We start from the raw sequence: 21,500 nt of genomic DNA, 5'->3' as shown, positions 1-21,500 counted from the left end.
TTTTCAAGTTAAATTACAATAAATGAGCTTCTTCCAGCATCTCTTCAATGACAGTACCTTTAAGCTTCTTCAGTCCAAAGTTCAGGGCGATTTTCTGCATGAAGGGGAGTTCTTGCTCAGTCAGCTTCTTTTTGTCTGATAAGTAGTAAACTGAGGCTGCCAAATCGCGTATATCATAGGCTGAAGCCCAAACCTCAGGAACGCCGCGGTCGACATCAAGCAGCTGATAAACTGCCTCCATCGCGGTGCGTACAGAGTATTCAGTTGTGAAGACGGTGTCGCGCTCCGTTTCAGCAAAGTTTCCGATAAAGGCGAGGTTAGCAGAGCCATTTGGAACGACGAGAGGACGGTCACCCGGCTCGCGCAACATGAAGTAGCTGGTGATAAAAGGCATATAAACGGGAATTGTATTTGTGTGCTCATGGGCGAATGCGGCAATTTCGTCTTCAGGCATGCCTAGATGATAAAGCAGTTCCTGCGTGATTTCTTCACCTGTACATTGCTCAATCGGTTTTTTGACAAAGTTACCTGGTTTGTCTGAAAAAAGTCCGTAAACCCAAGTAACCGTTTCCTGGTCATTCTGCTCCTTAAAATGCGGCTGGCGGTGCGTCGTAAAGCTGAGCATCCAGTTCGAGTCTTTCACCGTGATGATGCCGCCAGTCACAACTTTACCAGAACGAAGTTCACGATGGGTCAGTTTTTCAAAGTAAGGCTGAATTTCCAGGTCTTTCCAGGTCACAGTAGCAGACACAAACCAGCTTTCTTTCGGCAGATTTTCGCAGAAAACTTCTGGCTTGCCGAATTCTGGAGACTGTGCCGCCAGATTCTGCCAAAGCTTCCAGGAACCGCCAAGCTCATGAGTTTCAGGCGCCGCCTGAGTCGCAGAGCCCTGGGTCGAACTTTCTGTAATCGAGCCATTGGTAACGAAGACCAAATCATTTTCAGTCAAATCAATGCTGCCGCCGGCCAAAATAATCTTCTTGGCAACTTTTTTTCCGTCAGAAAAATCAACTTCGACATTCTTAACTTGAGTTTCATATTGAAAATCTACACCGTGTCCATTTAAAAAGCTCAGCATTGGCTTGACAAGTGAATCATATTGATTGTACTTTGTAAATTTCAAGGCGGTGAAATCAGGCAAGCCTTTGATATGGTGAATGAAACGCAGAATATAACGGCGCATTTCGATTGCAGAATGCCACTTTTCAAAGGCAAACATGCTGCACCAGTAAATCCAGAAGTTTGAATCGAAGAATTCTTCACTGAAGACATCTTGAATCGTTTTTCCCGCCAAATCTTCTTCTTTTGTCATGAAAAGTTTGACAATTTCTTCCTGAGCTTTCTGAGTCAATGTGAATTTGCCGTCATCTGCGACACGTTGTCCCCGCTTTTCAATCACGCGACAGTTGCTTGAATTGGGGGCTGCACGGTCAAGACGATAAAATTCATCGAGAACCGAAGCACCATCCACCTCAAGCGACGGAACACTCCGAAATAAATCCCAAAGACACTCAAAATGATTTTCCATTTCACGGCCGCCGCGGATGACAAAACCTTCATTCGGAATAAACTTCCCGTCAAGTGAACCGCCGGCAAGGCTCATTTCATCCAGGATATGAATTTTTTCACCTTTCATCTGGCCGTCACGAATCAAGAAAATAGCGGCTGCTAAACCAGCCAGACCAGCCCCAATGATATAAGCGGATTTTTGTTCAACCTGTTCAGGTTTTGCCGGGCTCACAAAGGCCTCATAATTACCATTTGTATAACGCATGAATTTCCTCCCTTAATAACGACTTGAGATAAGCAGCATTCTCGCAATCTTCCTGCCGTTCTTTTTATAGTAATACTTTCTTAAATCCTTTACAAATGAAAAGATTAGTTAATAGATATAATGTCTATTTATGTAAAAAAACAAAACAACCGAAGTTGCTTTGTCCAAGTTTTATTAATCAGCCTTTGGTCGCATGATTTTTGCCTTCAGCCGTGTCTTTCAAGCCGTTGAGCGTCAGCATGTCTTCTGCTGAAATTTCAAAGTCAAGCTTAGTATTGTCTTCGATATGTCCGCGGCTCGTGGCTTTAGGCAGAGGCAGGACGCCGTTCTGCAGGCAGAAACGAATGGCCAGCTGAGCTGTAGACACGCTGTATTTGCCTGCCATCTCAACAATCGCAGGATTCTCCAGCATATGTCCTGTTGCCAATGGAGAATAGGCCTCAATCAAAATACCGTTCTTCTCAGCGAAATTCACGATATTCGGCTCTGTCCAGCCGACATAGTACTCAATCTGATTAACCATCGGCTTGATTTCAGCCACTTCCAGCAGATTTTCCATATCATGCTGCTCGAAGTTGGAAATACCGATGGATTTGAGCTTGCCGTCCTTGTAAAGCTTCTCGAATGCCCGCCAAGCCTCGCGATTGCCTTTGTCATCATTAGCGCCTACGTTTGACCATGGCCATGGCGCATGAATCAGGTAAAGGTCAAAATAGTCGACATCCAGTGCTTTGCGGCTGATTTCAAAGTACTCAAGTGCGCCGTCATAAGTCTTGATGTCGCTCGGCAGTTTTGTCGTCAGGAAGATTTCCTCGCGCGGAATTCCGGACTCTTTGATGGCCTTGCCGACGGAAACTTCATTGCCGTAAACGCGGGCCGTGTCAATGTGGCGATAGCCAAGTTCCAGCGCATCACGAACTGCCTGATAAGCAACATCGCCGTCTGGCGTCTGCCATGTACCGAAGCCGACTTTCGGGATTTTCACGCCGTTTGCCAGCGTGTAGGTGTCTGTTAAAATTGTCATACAAACCTCCATTTTTTAGAAGAATGACCTCTGGCCACTCTCCTTTTTGATATGATATTAAGCTGTAATTTAATTTTAACACTTTTAAAGAAAAAATGCACTTACATCTCTAAATTTGTAAGTGCTATTTTATACACTGCGTCCAAAACTGCATACGGAGTTCTCCACAATGTATTTGTACAAACTGTCTTAGTTTACTAATTCTTTATATCGGAAGCAGCCTTCGACATGGTCATTGATAACGCCGACAGCCTGCAGATAGGCATAAATCACCGTTGTGCCGGTAAATTTAAAACCGCGCTTTTTCATGTCCTTGGAAATTTTGTCAGAAAGAGCATCTGAGGCAGGAATCTTGGATTCGTCCGTAACGTGGTGCTGGACGGTTTTCCCGTCAACAAATCCCCAGAGATACTTGTCAAAGCTGCCGAATTCCCGCTGGATTTCGAGCACTTTCTGGGCATTTACAATCGCCGCGTTGATTTTCAGCCTGTTTCGGATGATGCCTGCATTCTGCAGGAGTTCAGCTCTTTTGCCATCATCGTACTGGGCAACTTTGGCAATATCGAAATTGTCAAAAGCCGTGTAAAAATTTTCCATTTTATTGAGGATGGTATTCCAGGAAAGACCGGCCTGATTTAAATCAAGCACGAGTTTGGCATAAAGCTCATGGTCGTCATGCAGCGGCGTCCCCCAATAGTTGTCGTGGTAATGAATCATTTTGTCTGATGTTTGACACCAGGCACAGCGTGTTTTTGTCATCATTTTACGTAATCTTATTTATGTAACTTTACTTCGACATAATTTAATTTATGTCAGATGGTGTAAATCCATCCGTTAGGCGCTTCAATATCGCCGAACTGAATTCCGGTTAATTCATCATAGAGGCGCTTTGTCACCGGACCGACCTCAGTTTCTGAGTAGAAAACATGATGGTCGTCACGATTATCAATGGCACCGATTGGCGCAATAACCGCAGCTGTCCCGCAAGCACCGGCTTCGACAAAACGCTCCAGCTGATTAATAAAGACATCACCCTCAATTGCCTTTAAGCCCAAACGTTCTTCCGCCAGCTGCAGCAGTGAATACTTTGTAATTGAAGGCAAAATCGACGGCGACAAAGGCGTGATAAACTCGTCGTTTTTCGTGATGCCGAAGAAGTTTGCAGCGCCTGCTTCTTCAATCTTCGTGTGCGTGGCGGGGTCAAGATAAATCACATCAGAATAACCGTCAGCGTGTGCCAGATGCCCTGGAACCAGACTAGCCGCATAATTTCCGCCGACCTTTGCCTGCCCCGTCCCAAACGGCGCCGCGCGGTCGTAATCATGCGAAACAATAAAATTAGAAGGCGTTAAGCCACCCTTGAAATAAGAACCGACAGGCATGGCAAAAACAGTGAAAATATACTCTTTCGCCGGCTGCACGCCGATAATATCGCCGATACCGATGAGCAACGGCCGAATATAAAGTGTCGCCCCTGTCCCATAAGGCGGCACGTAATCCGCATTCGCTCTGACAACCTGGACAACCGCGTCTATAAATTGTTCAGTCGGAACCGGCGCCATGCTCAGACGTTCAGCCGTTTTCTGTAAACGAGCAGCATTTTGTTCAGGCCTGAACAATTGAATCTTACCGTCCTTGGTACGATAGGCCTTAAGTCCCTCAAAGCCCTGCTGGCCATAGTGCAGGCTCGGAGAAGCCTCAGAGATGTGCAGGGTCGAATCTTCTGTGAGCTTGCCCGCATCCCAAGCTCCGTCCTTATAGTAAGAAATATAGCGGTAAGGCAGTTTTCGGTAGGTAAAACCAAGGTTTTTCCAGTCTAAATCAATCATTTTTTTCCTTTCATTAAATAACGTTCGCGCAAGCGCTCGGTTTTATTCAGTTATACTTTTTCAATCGGCGCTACATTGGCAAGGAGCCGCTTTTGTCCAACTTCCGGGAAGTTGATTTTCAGCTCCAGATTATTGCCCGAGCCACTCACAGCCAGCACAACGCCGTCGCCCCATTTTTTGTGGCGCGCGGTGTCCCCCATCTGCCAGTCAACGGCCGGCTTGACTTCTTCTTTCTGCCAAGGCAGTTTTCCGTCTCGATGGGCACGCTGCTGCGGCGGAATTTCGCTATTCAGGCTGCGGTCTGCTGTGAATCGTGTGCTTGCTCCAGAACCAGACGAAGCCGAAAACTGAACATTGTAGCTGGTATTTCTCCCGCGGGCTTGCCCGGTATACTGCAGCAGGCTTTCATCAATTTCAGAAATGAAGCGCGAAGGCCGATTGTAGCTGGACTTTCCGTAAAGCACACGTGAGTTAGCATTCGTCAGGTAGAGCTCTTTTTCAGCCCTTGTAATGCCGACATAGGCCAGACGGCGCTCTTCTTCAAGTTCATCTGCATCTTCGTTGGCACGGGAGAGCGGGAAAATTCCTTCTTCCAGACCAACCAGGAAAACAATGGGGAATTCGAGCCCCTTTGCGGCGTGCAGCGTCATCAGTGTCACACCTTGGACGTTTCCGTCTTCTTCCACAGAATCAGTGTCCATGACCAATGACAAATCGTTCAGAAAGCGTGACAGACGCTCAATCCCCGTCTCTTCTCCCAGGTCTTCAGCTTCAGCCGTTTTCTTGTCAAAATCCTGAGTCACCGACTTGAGCTCGTCAATATTTTCAATGCGGGTCTGTGCCTCAATCGTGTTCTGCTGCAGAAGATAGCCAACGTAGTTTGTCTTGGCAATGATTTCTTCGAGAATCTCAGTAATGGACAGATTGTCCAAAGAATTCCTCAGAATATCGAGCTGCAGACCGAATTCATACAGATTGGCCGCTGCTTTCCCGCTGATTGGCGAGATTGACAGATCAAGCAATGATTCTGTCAGAGATTTACCCTGCTGCGCCGCAAAAGTCCGCAGCTTGTCCAATGTGCCGGGACCGACGCCTCGCTTGGGCTCATTGACAATCCGCTCAAAGCTGATATTGTCGTTGGGATTCGCCAGAATGTTCAGATAGGCGATTAAATCACGGATTTCCTTGCGGCTGTAGAACTTGGTGCCGCCGACCATGGTGTAGGGAATGTTTGACTTGAGCAGCGCTTCTTCTATGGTACGGGACTGCGCATTAGTCCGGTAAAGCACTGCAAAGTCGGCGTATTTCCGCCCGTCATTGCGCGCCTCGTCCGAGATTTGCTTGGCCACGAAAACTGCCTCGTCCAACCCGTCATTTGCCCGGTAATAAGTGATTTTTGCCCCGTCATCACTTGAAGTCCAGAGATTTTTCTCACGGCGGTTGACATTGTTTTTGATGACCTGATTGGCCGCAGACAGGATATTCTTGGTTGAGCGGTAGTTTTCCTCCAGCAGGACAACTTTTGCCTCAGGATAATCCTGCTCAAAGTCCAGAATATTCTGCATATCTGCCCCGCGCCAGCCGTAGATGGACTGGTCGGCATCTCCCACGACGCAAATATTCTTGAAGCGGTCACCCAGCAGCTTGACGAGCATATACTGAGCGTGGTTGGTATCCTGATACTCGTCAACATGGATGTACTGCCATTTTCCCTGATAATAGGCCAGAGTCTCAGGCACTTCTCGGAAAAGGCGCAGCGTCTGCATAATCAGGTCGTCAAAGTCCATGGCTTCGGACTTGCGCAATTCGGCCTGATAGGCTTTGTAGCAGCGGGCAACCAGCATGGTCATCGGATTTCGCGAGTTCGAGCGCTTTTCATACTCAACTTCGTCAATTAACTCATTCTTAGCATTGGAAATCAGGCTCAGGATGGTCTTTGGTTCCCATTTTTTAGCGTCTAAATCAAATTCTTTTAGGATTCGCTTCATAACCGTTTTCTGGTCACTGGTGTCTAGAATCGTGAAATTGCGGCTGTAGCCGATTTTATCGCCGTCACGCCGCAGAATGCGTACACACATGCTATGGAAAGTCGCGATGAGCGAATCCTGAGACTTCGGCGACAGGGCAATGGCACGCTCACGCATTTCCCGCGCCGCCTTGTTCGTAAAGGTAATCGCCAGAATATTCCAGGGATTCACCATTTTTTCGTCAATCAGATAAGCGATGCGGTGGGTCAGCACCCGCGTCTTGCCGGAACCCGCCCCGGCCATAATCAAAAGCGGCCCCTCTGTCGTTTCTACCGCTTCTTTCTGCTTGTCGTTCAGTCCGTTCAGTAAGTTATTCATTTCTTAATTATACAAAAAATCTATGGCTTTAGCTAGGATTTTCTTCAATTTGCGAAAATTTACGAAAATACTAAAAAACTCTGCCTGAGCAGAGCTTTTCAGTAATCCTAGATAGGGGGATTATTTTGACAATTTTGAAGCGGCAGCCTCGTCGACGATGACTGTCACATTGTCGCGTGTTTGTAGGATTGAAGCCGGCAGGTCAACGGTTACAGGGCCTTCAATCATGCCTTTCACTGCGTCAGCCTTTTCAGCTCCCCAAGCCATCACAACGAGCTGTTTAGACTTCATGATGCTCGCGATGCCCATGGAGATTGCCTGACGAGGAACATCTGATTCATTTGCAAAGTAGCGTGAATTTGCCTTGATTGTGCTCTCAGTCAAATCAACCACGTGAGTCGTGATGTCAGTTGGTGTACCAGGCTCATTGAAGCCGATATGGCCGTTTTGGCCAATGCCCAGAACCTGCCAGTCAATTGGATGCTCATCGATAATTTTGTCGTATTCTTTGACATAAGCATCAAGGTCCGCTGCTTTTCCGTCCGGTACAAAAGTCTCTTTCAATGGCTTCTTGTCGAACAGATGCTTCTGCATGAAGTAACGGTAAGACTGGTCAGAGCTGCCGTCAAGACCTACGTACTCATCAAGATTGACGCTGGTCAGATTCGACAAATCAAGATCCGACTTTGTCACCTCATCATAGAATGTCTCAGGGGTTGAACCTGTTGCCAGGCCGAGAACCTTTGTTCCGTTTGCCAATGCTTCTTTGAACAGGTCAAATGCGACTTTTCCGCCTTCGACTGGGTCTTTTACTTTGATAACTTTCATTTGTCTCTCCTTTGAATAGCATTCTCGCCATTCACTATTTGTTTATTGGTATAGACCAATTATATGCTTTTACTATTCTTTTGTCAAGGATTTCGGGGAAAATTTGCTAAAAACTAGGAAAACTTACATTTATTCAGCAAGTGTATAAAAAATTAAACAATATTCATGTTATAATATTATTATTATATCCCTACAGCAACTCTACCACAAGTTTATTAACTATTGATAAAACAAGCTACGACGCAGCCTACAGGAGGTATTGATAATGAAAAAACGAATAATTATTTTTCTTTCTGCATTGGTGATAATCATCCTGTCAATAGGAATTCTCATAAAACTGGGAAATCATTCCACGAAAAAGGCAAATCCGCCAAAAAACGGAAAAATTGTTAGAATGTCTGGGAGCTATGCCGTAGACCCAAACAATCTGGAAGCTTTGTCAGGAATAGTAGACAATGTCTTTGTCGGTGAAGTCATCAAAGAAATTGAGACTATTTATCCAAAGCCAGCAAAAACACCATTTACAGTATATGAAGTCAAAGTGATTGAAAATCTTAAGGGAGAGTTTTCTGAAAGTAAGTCTGTCAGGCTTTACAAGGATGGAGGACACGCAGAGAATGGGACTCTGTATATTTATGAAGATGATGAAATGCCTGAAAAAGGAAATTACTATATTTTTGCAACTTATACACAAAATCCGAATAGAGATTTGCCGGCAGGCTCAATCGTTGCCAGTGGGATGAATTCAACCATTCCACTTAATAATAGTGGAAGTGTGGCATTGAAATCTAATAAAGTCAAAGAATTCCAGGACGCTGTCGCAAACCAGACTCCTTTCGAGCGTGAAAGAGGGACAATCGTGGACTCGGAGACATATTTGAATGAATCACTTGAGGATTAATTCTAATAAATTGAGGTCGTGAAATAATTCACGGCCTTTTACTTGAGTGAAAAAACTACAGCTATCGGTTGTTAATAATCAAGACAATTTATTTATACCAATGACGCCAGTCGTCTGAAAATATATTAATCATATTTTTCAAGAAAACTCTTACGAAGCTGAGCTGGAGCCGAATCATAGGATTCCGACCGTTCAAATACACCGTGAACAATCAATCTCGCAACTCCTGCTTCATTTGAACACAACACCAGTGTCAGTTCATTTTTGCCAGAATGATCGTCAATCACATCAATCCGATTGGCAGAAACAGTCTCTTGATGCGTGATTTCATATTTATAAATTTTCGATTTATCTGTTAAGTAAACTTTCATGCCGGGTTTTATGTGAGTTATTGGACTAAACAGAAGCTTTGGTGCATTATCAATCAAGTTATGGCTAGCCAGTGCAAAATTTCTCTCGCCCATTTTTTGACCCGGTTTCATGGTGCCCGCACCCACAGCAATTGTTGAATCGGAGACACCAAGAAAAATAGGCAAATGTACCTCCAGATTCGGGACAGATATTTCTCCAATTACTGGCAGATTGTCCGCTTTACTTGCTGCCTGAACAATGTTCCAGTCCAGCAGATGTGTATTTGAAAAATCGAAATTCCCAATTTTTCTCGAGTTATTTTTTAACACAGAAACCGAATAATGTGAAATATTATAACGATTACTATTTTTCGCAATTTTCTCAGATTTTATCTCGTTGAAAATAGAATTTCCAATGAAAACACAAAAAATCAGCGCAATCACGCTGACCGCGGCAATTAACCATTTTCTGGATTTTAAAATTTTCAGAATCATAATTAATTCTACTATAAAAAATGATTTTTCGCATCTCAAATGAAAGAAAATATATGAAAATGCTTTGAGAATGAACAAGCTGGTGATTTTCTGCTATAATTAAAACATTATGAATATCAACGATTACGACTATGACCTCCCGGAAGAACTGATTGCGCAGACACCGCTTGAGAGGCGCGACAGCTCAAGACTTCTGGTGATTGACCCTCTGACTGGAACGATGCAAGATAAGCATTTTTACGACATATTAGACGAATTTGAAGCTGGGGATGCGCTGGTGCTGAATAATACGCGCGTGCTTCCCGCACGTTTGCATGGAGAACGTCCAGAAACTCACGGTCATGTGGAGCTTCTGCTGCTCAAGGATAAGGGCGGCAATGTCTGGGAATGCCTGGCTAAGCCTGCCCGCAAGCTGAAAGTCAGCGAGAAGGTCAGCTTCGGAGACGGTCGCCTGATGGCCGAAGTCGTTGCTGAAAAGGAAGACGGCATTCGCTGGGTGAAGTTCAGTTATGAGGGGATTTTCCTGCAGGTGCTGGAAAGTCTTGGCGAGATGCCTCTGCCACCCTATATTCACGAACAGCTGGAGGACCAGGAACGTTATCAGACGGTCTTTGCCAAAGAAGAAGGCTCTGCGGCTGCGCCTACTGCGGGGCTGCACTATACGCCTGAGCTGCTCGAGGCAATCAAGGCGAAGGGCGTTCATATTGTCGAGCTGACGCTGCACGTCGGGCTGGGTACTTTCAAACCATTGACAGACGAGAATATTGATTCGGAGCGACTGCACAGCGAGTTTTACCGTTTGACCGAGGAAGCTGCAGCAACCCTGCGTGAGGTCAAGGCTTCCGGGCACAGGATTATCGCCAGCGGCACGACTTCTATCCGCACGCTTGAAACCATCGGCAGCAAATTCAATGGCGACATTCAGGCAGACAGCGGCTGGACAGACATCTTCATCTTCCCCGGCTATGACTGGAAAATCGTGGATGCCTTCAACACCAACTTCCATTTGCCCGGAACTTCGCTGGTCATGCTGGTGGCAAGCTTTGCGGGCAAAGATTTCGTGCTGGAGGCCTACCATCACGCGATTGAAGAAAAGTACCGCTTCTTCTCGTTCGGCGACGCCATGTTTATCAGAAATAAAGCCAAAATCCAAAATTGAGCATAAAAAATACCTTAGTTATTCCCATAACCAAGGTATTTTTTCACTTATTAATTTTATTCAGGCCGGGCAAATTCCGAAATCAGGCTTTCGGCACATTTGAGGCCGTCAATGGCAGCAGACACGATACCGCCCGCGAAACCGGCGCCTTCCCCAGAAGGGTAAATGCCAGCTGTCGAGAGTGACTGGAGATTTTCCTTATCACGATTGATTCTAACAGGAGAGGACGAGCGCGACTCTACGCCGGTCAGCACCGCCTCCGCATCCGCAAAGCCGTGAAGTTTCGTATCCATACCGAGAATTGCCTCTTCGAGAGACTTGGAAATCCAGTCAGGAAAGAGTTCGTGCAGCTCCGTCAGTTTCACGCCGAGTGAATAACTTGGCGTCACGCGCCCAAGCTCAGTTGAAGCTTTTCTTTCCAGGAAATCACCGACAAGCTGGGCAGGTGCCTGATAGTCTGAGCCGCCCATCTCAAAGGCTCTGGACTCCAATTCTCGTTGGAATTCGATGCCTGCCAGCGGGGAATCACTTGCGAAGTCTTCTGGAAAGACCTGCACTAACAGGCCGGAATTCGCATTTTTCTGGTCCCTGGCATGTTCACTCATGCCATTTGTCACCAGAAAACCTTCCTCAGAAGCTGCTGGAACGACCAGTCCGCCTGGGCACATGCAAAATGTATAGACGCCGCGCCCGTTACTGGCCTTGAAGGTCAGACGGTACTCGGCCGCACCGAGTCTCGGATTCCCCGCGAACTCTTTGTACTGCGCCTTGTCGATGAGCGCTTGCGGGTGCTCAATGCGGACACCTACGGCAAATGGCTTCGCAGTGATGCTGATTCCCCTGTCATAGAGCTTCGCGAAGGTGTCACGCGCACTGTGGCCGATGGCAAGCACGGCATGTCCAGTCTTGATGACTTCTCCGGTGGTCAGCTTGAGCGCCTGCAGCGCCTCATTTTCGATGATAAAGTCCTCGACCTGCGTCTCAAAATGTACTTCTCCGCCCAAACGGACAATTTCCGCGCGAATATTTTTGACAATCCCGCGCAGCAAGTCCGTCCCGACATGCGGATGCGCTTTGTACAAAATATCCTCCGGCGCGCCTGCCTTGACAAACTCCTCCAACACTTTGCGGCTGCGCAAATCACGCACGCGCGAAGTCAGTTTGCCGTCTGAAAAGGTGCCCGCTCCGCCCTCGCCGAACTGGACATTTGAGCGCGGATTGAGTTTTCCCTCTGTCCAGAACTCGTCAATCGCCTTGACACGCGCATCAACCGCCTGACCGCGCTCCAGCACAATCGGCCGGTAGCCCATCTGAGCCAGCAGCAAGGCTGCAAACATGCCGGCAGGACCGAAGCCGATGACCACAGGCCTCTGCGCCATCGGCTGTGTACCAGCTTGCGGAAGTTTATAATTCAACTCGGGGGTGGGCTTCACCAGCTTCGGATGCTTTTTCAGAAACTGTTTTTCATTTTTGAGGGCAACATCCACTGTATAGATAAAGTCAATCTCGTGCTCGTGGCGGGCATCAATCGACTCTTTGTAAATCCGATAATCCAGCAGGTCACTTTCAGGAATTCTGAGCTTTTTCAGGACTTGTGTCTTGACTTTGCTGATAGGGTCGCTGATGGAAATTTTTATTTGGGAAATTCTTAGCATGAGGAAATTATATCATATTGTGTTAAGATAATAAGAAGACGAATTTTAGAGTGTCTCTAAAGACTGGAGGATAGGCATGAGGCTCTGCATTGTATTGACTGGAATAGTTTAAAAAATCACGCATTTATGCGAATAAAATTAAGAAAGAAAGTAAAATGACTATTCCAGATGAAAAAATATTCCCTCGTAAGGGGGATTTATCAACAGTTTATTTAAAAAATGTGATTGAAAATCCATATATCACTGTGGGCGATTACAGCATGTACAATGATTTCTTTAGAGATCCCAGGAACTTTGAGAAAAACAATGTGCTCTACCATTACCCTATCAACCAAGACCGGCTCGTGATTGGAAAGTTCTGCTCTATCGCTTGCGGCGCGCGCTTTATTTTCACGAGTGCCAATCACACGCTCAAGTCGCTCTCGACTTATCCTTTCCCGATTTTTGCCGATGAATGGCAGCTGGACTGGGAAAAGGTGACCGAGGCTTGGGACAATAAGGGCGATATTGTCGTCGGGAATGATGTCTGGATTGGCTATGAGGCTGTCATCATGTCAGGCGTCACGATTGGCGACGGTGCGATTGTCGGGACACGCGCGGTGGTGACGCATGATGTGGCGCCCTATTCGATTGTCGGCGGTGTGCCTGCGAAGCTCATCAGAAAACGGTTTTCTGATGAAACGGTTGACCGGCTTCTTGATTTGCAATGGTGGGACTGGCCGAGGGAGAGGATTATGCAGAATATTGATGCGATTCAGAGCGGGGAATTAGACAGAATCGTGTGATTTGTGTATAAAAAAAGCAGCGGAATTTGTATGTCCGCTGCTCTTTTTATACTGTTTTTCGGCTCTAGGGCAGCTTACGGTAACGTTTATCCAAAGTTTCCTCAAGAACAATACTATCCAGAGTTTCATCTAGAAATGTCATATCATAACCGCGTTTTTCCATACGATTATAGTCCTTTTCAAAACGATTACTTCTACGCCATTTCAGTATTTGTTCTGTCTCCTCTTCTCGTAGTATGCAGACAGAAGTAAATCGCTCTCTCCCTCAGTGATTTCGCCGGCACGAATTTGTCGTTCAATTTCCGCCGTTTCAGCAAAAGCTTCCATCGTTTCGCGATTGAACTTTCGGTTTTCAGGCAGAAATGGCATTGCCTGGTCATCAACTGCGCGCTTGACAAACATGGTCAGCATGGCTGTAGAGGTCAGCCCCATCGACTCTGCCAGCTTTTGGAATTCTTTCTTCAAATCACTGTCTATTTTAAAATTCATTGATTGAGTTGTCATTTTTTTGCACTCCTTACCGCTTTATAACTATATTGTACCAACATATAATCACGATGTCGATAGAAAATGAAAAGCACCATAATTAACTGGGGGCTAATTACGATGCTTTGATTGTCTCTTCTTCTCATTTCAGAAAAGTTTTCTGATTTCGATTCAAACTTGCGGATTCAGCGATGATGAGCAGCTCCTCTACCGCGGACGCACTTGCAATGGCGCACAGAAACATCATCGTAATTTTCAAATCAGACAGCGCGTACAATATTGGAAAGGTGAAAATGACAAATCCTGTCATTTTGTTCAATACCGTATGTATCGAAGCAAAGCTATGGTATTTGATGAAGCCGATAAGCCATGATAGTAGGCGAACTGCAGCGATACCGATTGTCCACAGAATCATCCAGTTTTCAAAGTGAAATTCCGGAATAAACACAGTAAGTAGGATAATGATTAGGATAAAATCGGCAAGACTGTCTAGAATTGCACCTGACTGGCTTGTTGTTCCGCTGCGCCTGGCGGCTTGACCGTCCAGAACATCTGTCAGAAAGCAAAGGGTATAAATTGTCCAAAAAGTCGGGGAAAGCGGTGTTGTCAGCAAAAGCAGAAAAGCGCCTGTGATTCTTAGGAACGTGATCACTGTCGCGATGTTTCTCATGTTCCTCATTTCATCACAATTTTTGCAAAACAGGCAATAATAGATTTGATGACGATACAAGCTGCAATGACAAACAGCGCGTTTCTCGAGCTGCTGCCAACTAATGGAAGGTGCCAGTTAAAAATCTGAGCCGCTGCAGTAATCAGGGCAATGATGCCGAAAATGTAGCCTAATATTGTGAGCGGGTGTGCAGGCGCATTCCGGATAAATTTCCCTATCGTCGGCATTAGCATGCACATCGCAAAACCAATTGTTCCAAGGGTAATCGCCGCAGTTCTCGGCCCGTTAATGAACAGAAACTGTTTACCAGACAGACCCGCGAAGACGATAAGCCCGGTCACAGTCAACTCTAACAGTAAAATTCCAATTCTTCCCATCTCAATCTCCTTGCTTTAGCCGCCGAAATAAATATCCAAAAGACTTTGATACATCGTATCGCGCTGTTTCTTGTCCTCGATGTCAATGCCAGTGAGCTTCTGATAATCATCTGAGCGGTAAAACACAAGTTGTGAAAATGTGATAATCTGATAAGCAATCATTCGGCTTTCTGCCTCTGTTTTTTTATCGTCAAAGCACAGCTTCACCATCGGGAGAATGAAATATGGCAGGTCAAGCTCAGCTTCCAGCAGTAGATACGGGACAGTGGGCCTGGTCAATTCCCGGAAATCGAGCGTTAAATCAGACATTGTAACCAGGAACTCCAATAGTTTGTCCCGTGCCGGCACTTCGCTGTCTCTGATTTCTCTCAGTCTATCTGCCTGCTCAGCCATCAGCCGGCCGACGGCATCACTCACAAGCGCATCCTTCGAGCCGAAATAGTAGTTAATCATGGCCAGATTTGCTTCGGCAGCGGCTGCAATTTTTCGGGCGGTCAGCCGACTTGCGTCCTTATTTTCAGATAGAAGCCGCATTGTTGCTTGAATGAGCTGCTCTTTTGTATTGTCATTTTCCATAAAAGTTTCCTCTAAAATGTTAAACGCGTTTAATACATGTTTATTATATTATTTCAGAATCAATTTGTCAAATCAAAGTATAAGAAAAGCAGTCCCGCTCACGCAGGATTGCCTTGTTTATCTGGATGATTTTTATATTTATTTTAACTCACTCTCAAGCAAATCTTTCAAAATCGGCATGTCATGAACCTGGTATTTTTTCTTGAAGTCCGCGATTTCTTCTGCTGAAAATCGCTCGGGGTCAAGCTTCAGTTCTTCAGCTGGCAAAGGCCGCTCGTTTTTGATTTTGATGTCAATGACGACGGGAATTTCGCTGTTTTTGGCAGCTGTGAATGCGGGTTCTAATTGAGAATAGTCTGTAATTGTGAATCCGCGTGCGCCGAGTGCTTCTCCTGCTTTGCCGAAATCCGCCCCTTCCAGGAACACGCCGAATTTTTTCTGCTCTGTGTCTTCCTGCTCAGCCTCGATGAAGCCGAATGAATCATTGGAAAATACAACGTTGATAATCGGCAGTTTGTACTTGACTTGCGTGATGATATCCTGCATCTGCATGGCGAAGCCGCCGTCACCGCTCAAGGTAAAGACTTGGCGCTCGGGAAAGCTGAGTTTTGCTGCGATTCCTCCTGGAATGCCGTTGCCCATGGTCGCAAACCAGCCTGAGGTGGTGAAGAGCTGCTGGCCGTTCATGTCCAGCTGGCGTACTGCGTGAATCGTGGTGTTGCCTACGTCTGTCACGAAAATGGCTGTGTCTTCTGCGATTCGGTTGATCTCTTTGAAAGCGGGCTCAGGGCGTAGGGGGGATTGTGTGTCATTGAAAAAGCTCTTGCGCCAGTGATGCCAATTCTGAATGTTTTTCTGGTTCGCTTCTAGCCATGCATCAACTGGTCGAGCTTCTCCCAAATCAACCCACTTCTGCAAGGCAGCCGCGCCATCGCCCAGGACTGAAACATCAACGCTGTGACGTCTGCCGAATTTCGTGGCATCAATGTCTACCTGGATGAATTTCGCAGTTTTCGGGAAAAGATACTCTGCGAAGGGAAAATCGCTGCCGACGAACACAATCAGGTCCGACATAGCCAATGCCTCATTTGCAGCCTTGGTTGACAAACGACCGGCAAAACCTAGGAAATTTTTATACTGGTCTGGAATAATCCCTTTTGCAAGAACTGACGCGACAACCGGCATTGAGAAATGCTCGGAAAATGCTTTGACGGCGTCAAAACCGCCGCGGACACCTTGCCCGACATAGAGAATCGGCCGCTTCGCCGCTTGGATATAGGGAAGCGCTGCTTTCAAATCGTCCTCAGCCGGCTGCAGAACGCCAGTTTTGTGATTTTTTGCTGTGGAAATTTCGCGGGCTTCAATTTCGTCGAAACCGAAATCGACAGGAATTGTGACAACTGCAACACCTTTTTGCTCGTAGGCTGCTTTGACTGCTTCATCGACCAGGTGGGGAAGACTTTCCGGCGTCATGGCTGTCCGATTATAAATGCTGACATCGGCGAACATGGGATTTTCATTCAGTTCCTGGAAGGCGTTGTAATTCATGGCAGTTGAGGCAACTTGTCCCAGCAGCGCGACCAGCGGCACGTGGTCCATCTGCGCATCGTACAGGCCATTGATGAGATGAGTGGCCCCAGGACCCGCAGAGCCGAAGACGACGCCGACTTTTCCTGTCAGCTTCGCGTCTGCCGCCGCCGCTAATGCGCCCGCTTCCTCGTGCCGGACTTGAATGTACTTGATTGCGTCTCTTTCCTTGTAAAGGGCATCCATCGTCGAGTTAAACGAGCCTCCAGGGATGCCGTAAATGTGGTCCACTCCCCAAGATTCAAAAACTTTAATCATCGCGACTGCTGCATTGATTTTTGACATTGATTTCACCTCTTTCTTTTTGTTAATTTAAGTTTAGTCTTTTATAGACTGGTGTCAAATATTTGACTCAGGAATTTTTGACTTTCAAAAAAAGCATCTCTAGGACACTTCATTTTTACATTTTCCTCCTGAAATAAATAGAATATATTCTCGACACACTTATGCTTAAGAATATATTCTATTTTATTCTTTTAACTATCCAAGTCATATTGAGTTTTCAAATCACGGAATTGATTGTAACTAACTTTTCCGTCATATTGCAGGCGGCCGAGCACGATACAAGGAGAGATTTTCAAATTTTCAGCAAATTCAACAATCCTTACCTTTGTGAAGTCCGAAGCATCGACAAACTCTTTATAGGCTTTCGGGGGAATGAGCGTGTCACGCGAAAATTCGTCCGCCGCTTTTTCCTCCGCTTGGCTTGTGCCGGCAAAAGAGTTAATATGTCCATCAATAATGTGAAACAGCTCATGAAAGAAGCTGAACCAGAACCTGTCAGCATCCTTCCCGCGAACGGTTAGCCCAAGAATTATCTTTTTACCGTCTAGAAATGAAGCACCATTTAGATAAGACCCTTCAATGTGCGGCAGAAAAACCAGAGCAACCCCGCAATCCGACAGTATCCTCTGAATTTCTGGTCCGAAAACATCTGGTTTTTCTCGGGTACATTCTCTAAAACGTGCGATGCAGCCCATAAGCTTCCCGATATTAATCGGCCCTGTCGCAATTTTCCTCGCTTCCACCTTGGCTTTTTGCGCCCAAGCAGCCAAATTATAATCACTTTCCCTATTTGTCCCCCCTTTCCGGTAGGCAATGCCCGGAATGTACAAATCATCAATGATTCCCAGTTTAGCCACTTCAAAAAAGCGGCGCAGATTCTGGATTTTCTCTTTTTTCACCCCAGTTTTCGGGACAAAACCAGCCTTTGCAAGCTTGGCATAAGGAAATCTTGAAACGAGCGCCTGCTCTTTTTCATCTTCAATCTCTGACTTTGCTCGCGCAATCTGTTCCTGATACAGCGCCTCAAGATTGTTCCAGAACCTCGCCGTCATGCCGAGAACATTTTCAAGTCTCAGCGACACATCCGGCGTCAATTCAACCTTCCCGTTAATCAAATGACTCACATGCTTTTCGCTCAGCCCCATCCGCAAGGCAAACTCTTTCTGAGACATTCCGCGCTCTTCTAATTGCTCACGAATCGTTGCTCCAGGCGGAACTGCGAGCGTTTTTGTACTATGAAACATGATTTTACCTCCATTTGAGTTCAATATATTTCAGTGTTTTACCTTTGAGGTAAATCTATTGTATCATGTTTTAATTTATTTCCCAAGAGATAAATTTACCTCGCGGGTAAATTGCCATTCAGATAACAACAGGATTGTTAGAACTCTGTTTTCCCCCCTTATAATATAATACGTATTTTTTTCGAGAATGTTACAAAGAAACTAAATCTACAAATTACATGACAGCACTTATTAGTGATATGAACTACCCTTTCGTTTAAGCGCTCGTTATCCAAATTATCCTCTAACAGTAATAGGCCATTTTTCTATGGTGTTTTAAAGCCTGTCTTAAATACTCGATATTAAAATCTTCTCCCTCAGGACCAGTCAAAAAGCCCAGAATCACTGTTCTGAGCCATAACTAATCCCCTAAGCATATTATTGAATTTCAATAATAATAAAATCATCATCCAAATTGTATTCTTTCATTACACTAGAGAGTCGCCCCACCAAGGTATTCGTATTAGCATTGATATGGAAAACGTAACCAGAGAAATCATCTCTCAATTTTGCAGCAACAGTACCATCTAGTGACTTGTACCTTGTAAGTTTATCACCTTCGCTACTTGCAACTGAATGCCTGAGCTTAGAGAACTCCATTAGTACATCTTCCCTGCCAAACAAACGTTCTTGATTCGCAAAAACATATTCGACCGAGTAATCTTTTGAATCACTTATCCATTTCATGAATGTAAGGAAAACATCCTGCCAGGTTTTCACGTCGTATTCTTCAGCATCAATCATTATTTTCTTTGGTTTAGTACCTTTTAACCAATCTTCCAGACCATCTTCCATTGGAGAGAACACTGAAATATCTGGTGTATCTTGGTTCCAATTGCTTGCCCGTGCTTTACTTTCAGGTAATGGAAATGTTTCCAGGTACCAAGTAATCATCTTGTTCTGATGAGCTAAGATTGCCTCCTCGTTCCAGACTTCCTTATCAATCACATCAAGCCTGTAGTGTAGGGAAGATGTCTCATATTTTGCCTTTTTTGCTGCAAATGGCTCATTACCCATCTCAGAGTTGAACTCCGTTAAAATTAGATTACCGATATTGTGAAGATACTTCTCTTGAACATCCTTATAGTCTTCGCCCAGTTCATCTTTCCATTGAGATCTTAACTTTTGCGGCATGATATGCTCAATTGTAATTTTCTTATCTCTAAAATTGACTGCAACTTTAGCTGTATGAGCTTCAATTTGTCCAAGAATAAATTTAGAGTAGCTTTTCAGCCCTTCATAAAAATTGATATCCTTTAAGCGTTCTCTGATTTCAGTATTATTTGGCATACGCAAAGCATATTGCTGAGAACACAAAAGTTCCATCATTGTTGTTTTTCCGGCAGCAATATCAGTAATTCTTCTAGATAGCATGGGGATATTTTTATTTTCTGCAGTGGTTAACCCCAACGTACGTCTTCTAATAAGGTAAGTTCTTATTGTTTCTAGTGTCTCAATCAGCTGATTATCGCTTAAAGTTTTAAAATCCTGATGATATTCAAGCAAACCTAATACTAATGGCTTAAAGGGGTCAGTTTTGATATCAAAAAAGATATTTCGTAATAACTCATGAATTTTCGCATCGTTGGCTAACTCATTTGAAATTCTATTCTGGTCATCCTCAGTAATTAGTAAATTATACCAAGGGGCAAAACGTACGATATCATTCACAAAATCAACTCTTTTAGGAAATTTACTTCCCACAAAGTCTTTGAAAGACTGATAGAGCTCTTTTGTATTATTATCACTAACCACTTTTAGACTAGTCCCTAATTTGTACTGCAAGTAATCTCTAAAGAATTTTGATGTCCCCTCTTCAAAAAGTTTCTCTATTTTTGGATGCCATATTGACTCATAGATATTAGACTGTTCACTACTTACCATCTCAAGCAATACATAGTTTCTTACCAAGTCGGCCAAAGATAAAGGCTTTCCCAGTGAATTTAGAGTTTCAAAAATAATCTGAGGATCTTCACCTTTAAATGGACGTTCATCCAAGAAAATAAGAGCAACATTTATTCTGGATAATGCTGTTAAGTAGTTATCAATGGTAAAATGTTGAGAAACGATTTTCTTATAAAATAATTCATAGGCCGTTCGAATGATTCCCGGAGAAGTATCTTCACCATTAACAAGGTTTCTATATGATACCCAGTCTCTAGTAACCTGCTTAAGTTTTATTTTGTCTTCAAAGGAAGAAGAGTTATTTTTCAAGTAGTTACCGTCAATCAAGTTTTTATATTCCTCGTCTGCTATTGCATCACGCAGAGCGATTAAAAATATCAAAGTTGTTGTTAACCGCTGCTGCCCGTCAACAATAATACTCTTGGTGGAAAATCTTTCTTTTTCAGTTTTTATGACGACAGTGCCAAAGAAATGTTCCAATTTATCATTTTGCTCTTCATCTAATTCACTTTCAATAATTCGTACCAAATCCTCAAAATACCTATCGATTTCATTTTTCCCCCAAGCATACGCTCTCTGAAACGGGGGGATGAAAAACGAAGTATTGTTTTGCGTGAGTACATAATCGATACTCTGATTGTCGGTTTTCATTTATAGTTTGCCCTCTCCAGCTTAATGCTGCCTCTAATTACACTGTTGAATTTTTCTGAACTCTAGCTAAAATGGTTGTAAATCAAAAATATAAAACAACCAAATTTTAATCACGTTTCTTTCAATAGATTGTACTTAAGTTTGTCCTGATTTTAATCACGTTTCTTTCAATAGATTGTACTTAAGTTTGTCCTGCTGATTCTCAAAATACATTAAATTGCTCAAAACTCCAGGTTCTCCAATCTGAAACATTGGTAAAAAAGAAAATTGCGCGTAATCATTTTTGAAATAATCCCACTTGCCATCTGCCTCCATGTAATGATTCAATTTTTCTCCAAATACAATGTTTTCTGCGTGTGTAACAAGGATAAAATTCATGATTCTTCTGAAAAAATTCTTCTTTGTAGATATCATCTCTAGTTGGTCAAAATACCCTTTAAAAACAGAATCATCGCTCTTAAAATAGCTGAACAGACGCCTTTACTTTTACCCTTATATGCCCCATACTCCAATTATAACATTTATTTTACAGAAA

19 protein-coding genes are annotated in these 21,500 nt (G+C 44.5%); 3 read left to right on the top strand and 16 right to left on the bottom strand.

The window, feature by feature from the left end:
- Positions 1-13: 13 nt before the first annotated feature.
- The 6 genes from ACYQ2E_RS05310 to ACYQ2E_RS05285 all read right to left on the bottom strand — a co-directional run bounded on the left by ACYQ2E_RS05310 (position 14) and on the right by ACYQ2E_RS05285 (position 7,800).
- Positions 14-1,774 (bottom strand): oleate hydratase, encoded by a 1,761-nt coding sequence (locus tag ACYQ2E_RS05310; RefSeq protein WP_460017036.1) that lies wholly within the window; start codon positions 1,772-1,774, stop codon positions 14-16.
- Between the two features lie 178 nt (positions 1,775-1,952).
- Positions 1,953-2,798: an aldo/keto reductase gene (locus ACYQ2E_RS05305; protein WP_460017035.1), complete on the bottom strand. Its 846-nt coding sequence runs from the start codon at positions 2,796-2,798 to the stop codon at positions 1,953-1,955.
- Between the two features lie 189 nt (positions 2,799-2,987).
- Entirely contained in the window at positions 2,988-3,560 is a 573-nt protein-coding gene (locus tag ACYQ2E_RS05300; RefSeq protein ID WP_460017034.1) for a DNA-3-methyladenine glycosylase I, read from the bottom strand.
- Positions 3,561-3,610: 50 nt separating this feature from the next.
- Entirely contained in the window at positions 3,611-4,627 is a 1,017-nt protein-coding gene (locus ACYQ2E_RS05295; protein WP_460017033.1) for a branched-chain amino acid aminotransferase, read from the bottom strand.
- Between the two features lie 50 nt (positions 4,628-4,677).
- Complete coding sequence (gene pcrA, locus ACYQ2E_RS05290) at positions 4,678-6,972, bottom strand: DNA helicase PcrA (RefSeq protein ID WP_460017032.1); 2,295 nt, start codon at positions 6,970-6,972, stop codon at positions 4,678-4,680.
- A gap of 120 nt (positions 6,973-7,092) precedes the next feature.
- Entirely contained in the window at positions 7,093-7,800 is a 708-nt protein-coding gene (locus ACYQ2E_RS05285) for a glucosamine-6-phosphate deaminase (protein ID WP_460017031.1), read from the bottom strand.
- A gap of 259 nt (positions 7,801-8,059) precedes the next feature.
- On the opposite strand from ACYQ2E_RS05285, the gene ACYQ2E_RS05280 reads away from it, so the two are divergent.
- The gene (locus ACYQ2E_RS05280) at positions 8,060-8,701 is read left to right on the top strand and encodes a hypothetical protein (RefSeq protein WP_460017030.1); all 642 of its coding nucleotides are present in this window, start codon (positions 8,060-8,062) and stop codon (positions 8,699-8,701) included.
- Positions 8,702-8,826: 125 nt separating this feature from the next.
- Here the strand turns inward: ACYQ2E_RS05280 and ACYQ2E_RS05275 are convergent, their stop codons facing one another.
- The gene (locus ACYQ2E_RS05275; RefSeq protein WP_460017029.1) at positions 8,827-9,546 is read right to left on the bottom strand and encodes a class A sortase; all 720 of its coding nucleotides are present in this window, start codon (positions 9,544-9,546) and stop codon (positions 8,827-8,829) included.
- Between the two features lie 109 nt (positions 9,547-9,655).
- Here ACYQ2E_RS05275 and queA point away from each other — a divergent pair, with 109 nt between their 5' ends.
- Entirely contained in the window at positions 9,656-10,705 is a 1,050-nt protein-coding gene (gene queA / locus ACYQ2E_RS05270; protein ID WP_460017028.1) for a tRNA preQ1(34) S-adenosylmethionine ribosyltransferase-isomerase QueA, read from the top strand.
- A 56-nt stretch (positions 10,706-10,761) separates the two neighbouring features.
- Here queA and ACYQ2E_RS05265 read toward each other — a convergent pair whose 3' ends face one another.
- On the bottom strand, positions 10,762-12,360 hold the full coding sequence (locus ACYQ2E_RS05265; RefSeq protein WP_460017027.1) for an NAD(P)/FAD-dependent oxidoreductase: 1,599 nt from the start codon (positions 12,358-12,360) through the stop codon (positions 10,762-10,764).
- A gap of 155 nt (positions 12,361-12,515) precedes the next feature.
- On the opposite strand from ACYQ2E_RS05265, the gene ACYQ2E_RS05260 reads away from it, so the two are divergent.
- Positions 12,516-13,145, top strand: a complete 630-nt coding sequence (locus tag ACYQ2E_RS05260) for a CatB-related O-acetyltransferase (protein WP_460017026.1) — start codon at positions 12,516-12,518, stop codon at positions 13,143-13,145.
- Positions 13,146-13,349: 204 nt separating this feature from the next.
- On the opposite strand, the gene ACYQ2E_RS05255 is transcribed toward ACYQ2E_RS05260, so the two are convergent.
- The 8 genes from ACYQ2E_RS05255 to ACYQ2E_RS05220 all read right to left on the bottom strand — a co-directional run bounded on the left by ACYQ2E_RS05255 (position 13,350) and on the right by ACYQ2E_RS05220 (position 21,343).
- Positions 13,350-13,649, bottom strand: coding sequence for a type II toxin-antitoxin system RelB/DinJ family antitoxin (locus tag ACYQ2E_RS05255; protein WP_460017025.1), 300 nt, complete (start codon positions 13,647-13,649; stop codon positions 13,350-13,352).
- A gap of 124 nt (positions 13,650-13,773) precedes the next feature.
- On the bottom strand, positions 13,774-14,301 hold the full coding sequence (locus ACYQ2E_RS05250) for a CDP-alcohol phosphatidyltransferase family protein (RefSeq protein ID WP_460017024.1): 528 nt from the start codon (positions 14,299-14,301) through the stop codon (positions 13,774-13,776).
- Positions 14,302-14,306: 5 nt separating this feature from the next.
- Positions 14,307-14,678: a hypothetical protein gene (locus tag ACYQ2E_RS05245; RefSeq protein WP_460017023.1), complete on the bottom strand. Its 372-nt coding sequence runs from the start codon at positions 14,676-14,678 to the stop codon at positions 14,307-14,309.
- Positions 14,679-14,693: 15 nt separating this feature from the next.
- Complete coding sequence (locus tag ACYQ2E_RS05240) at positions 14,694-15,254, bottom strand: TetR/AcrR family transcriptional regulator (protein WP_460017022.1); 561 nt, start codon at positions 15,252-15,254, stop codon at positions 14,694-14,696.
- Between the two features lie 138 nt (positions 15,255-15,392).
- Positions 15,393-17,126, bottom strand: a complete 1,734-nt coding sequence (gene spxB / locus ACYQ2E_RS05235; RefSeq protein ID WP_460017021.1) for a pyruvate oxidase — start codon at positions 17,124-17,126, stop codon at positions 15,393-15,395.
- A gap of 191 nt (positions 17,127-17,317) precedes the next feature.
- Positions 17,318-18,370, bottom strand: coding sequence for a HigA family addiction module antitoxin (locus ACYQ2E_RS05230; protein WP_460017020.1), 1,053 nt, complete (start codon positions 18,368-18,370; stop codon positions 17,318-17,320).
- Positions 18,371-18,787: 417 nt separating this feature from the next.
- Complete coding sequence (locus ACYQ2E_RS05225; RefSeq protein ID WP_460017019.1) at positions 18,788-20,965, bottom strand: DUF262 domain-containing protein; 2,178 nt, start codon at positions 20,963-20,965, stop codon at positions 18,788-18,790.
- Between the two features lie 156 nt (positions 20,966-21,121).
- Positions 21,122-21,343, bottom strand: a complete 222-nt coding sequence (locus ACYQ2E_RS05220; RefSeq protein WP_460017018.1) for a hypothetical protein — start codon at positions 21,341-21,343, stop codon at positions 21,122-21,124.
- Positions 21,344-21,500 lie beyond the last annotated feature (157 nt).

The organism is Lactovum odontotermitis (genome assembly GCF_054658595.1).
This window is presented reverse-complemented; position numbering and strand designations above follow the sequence as displayed.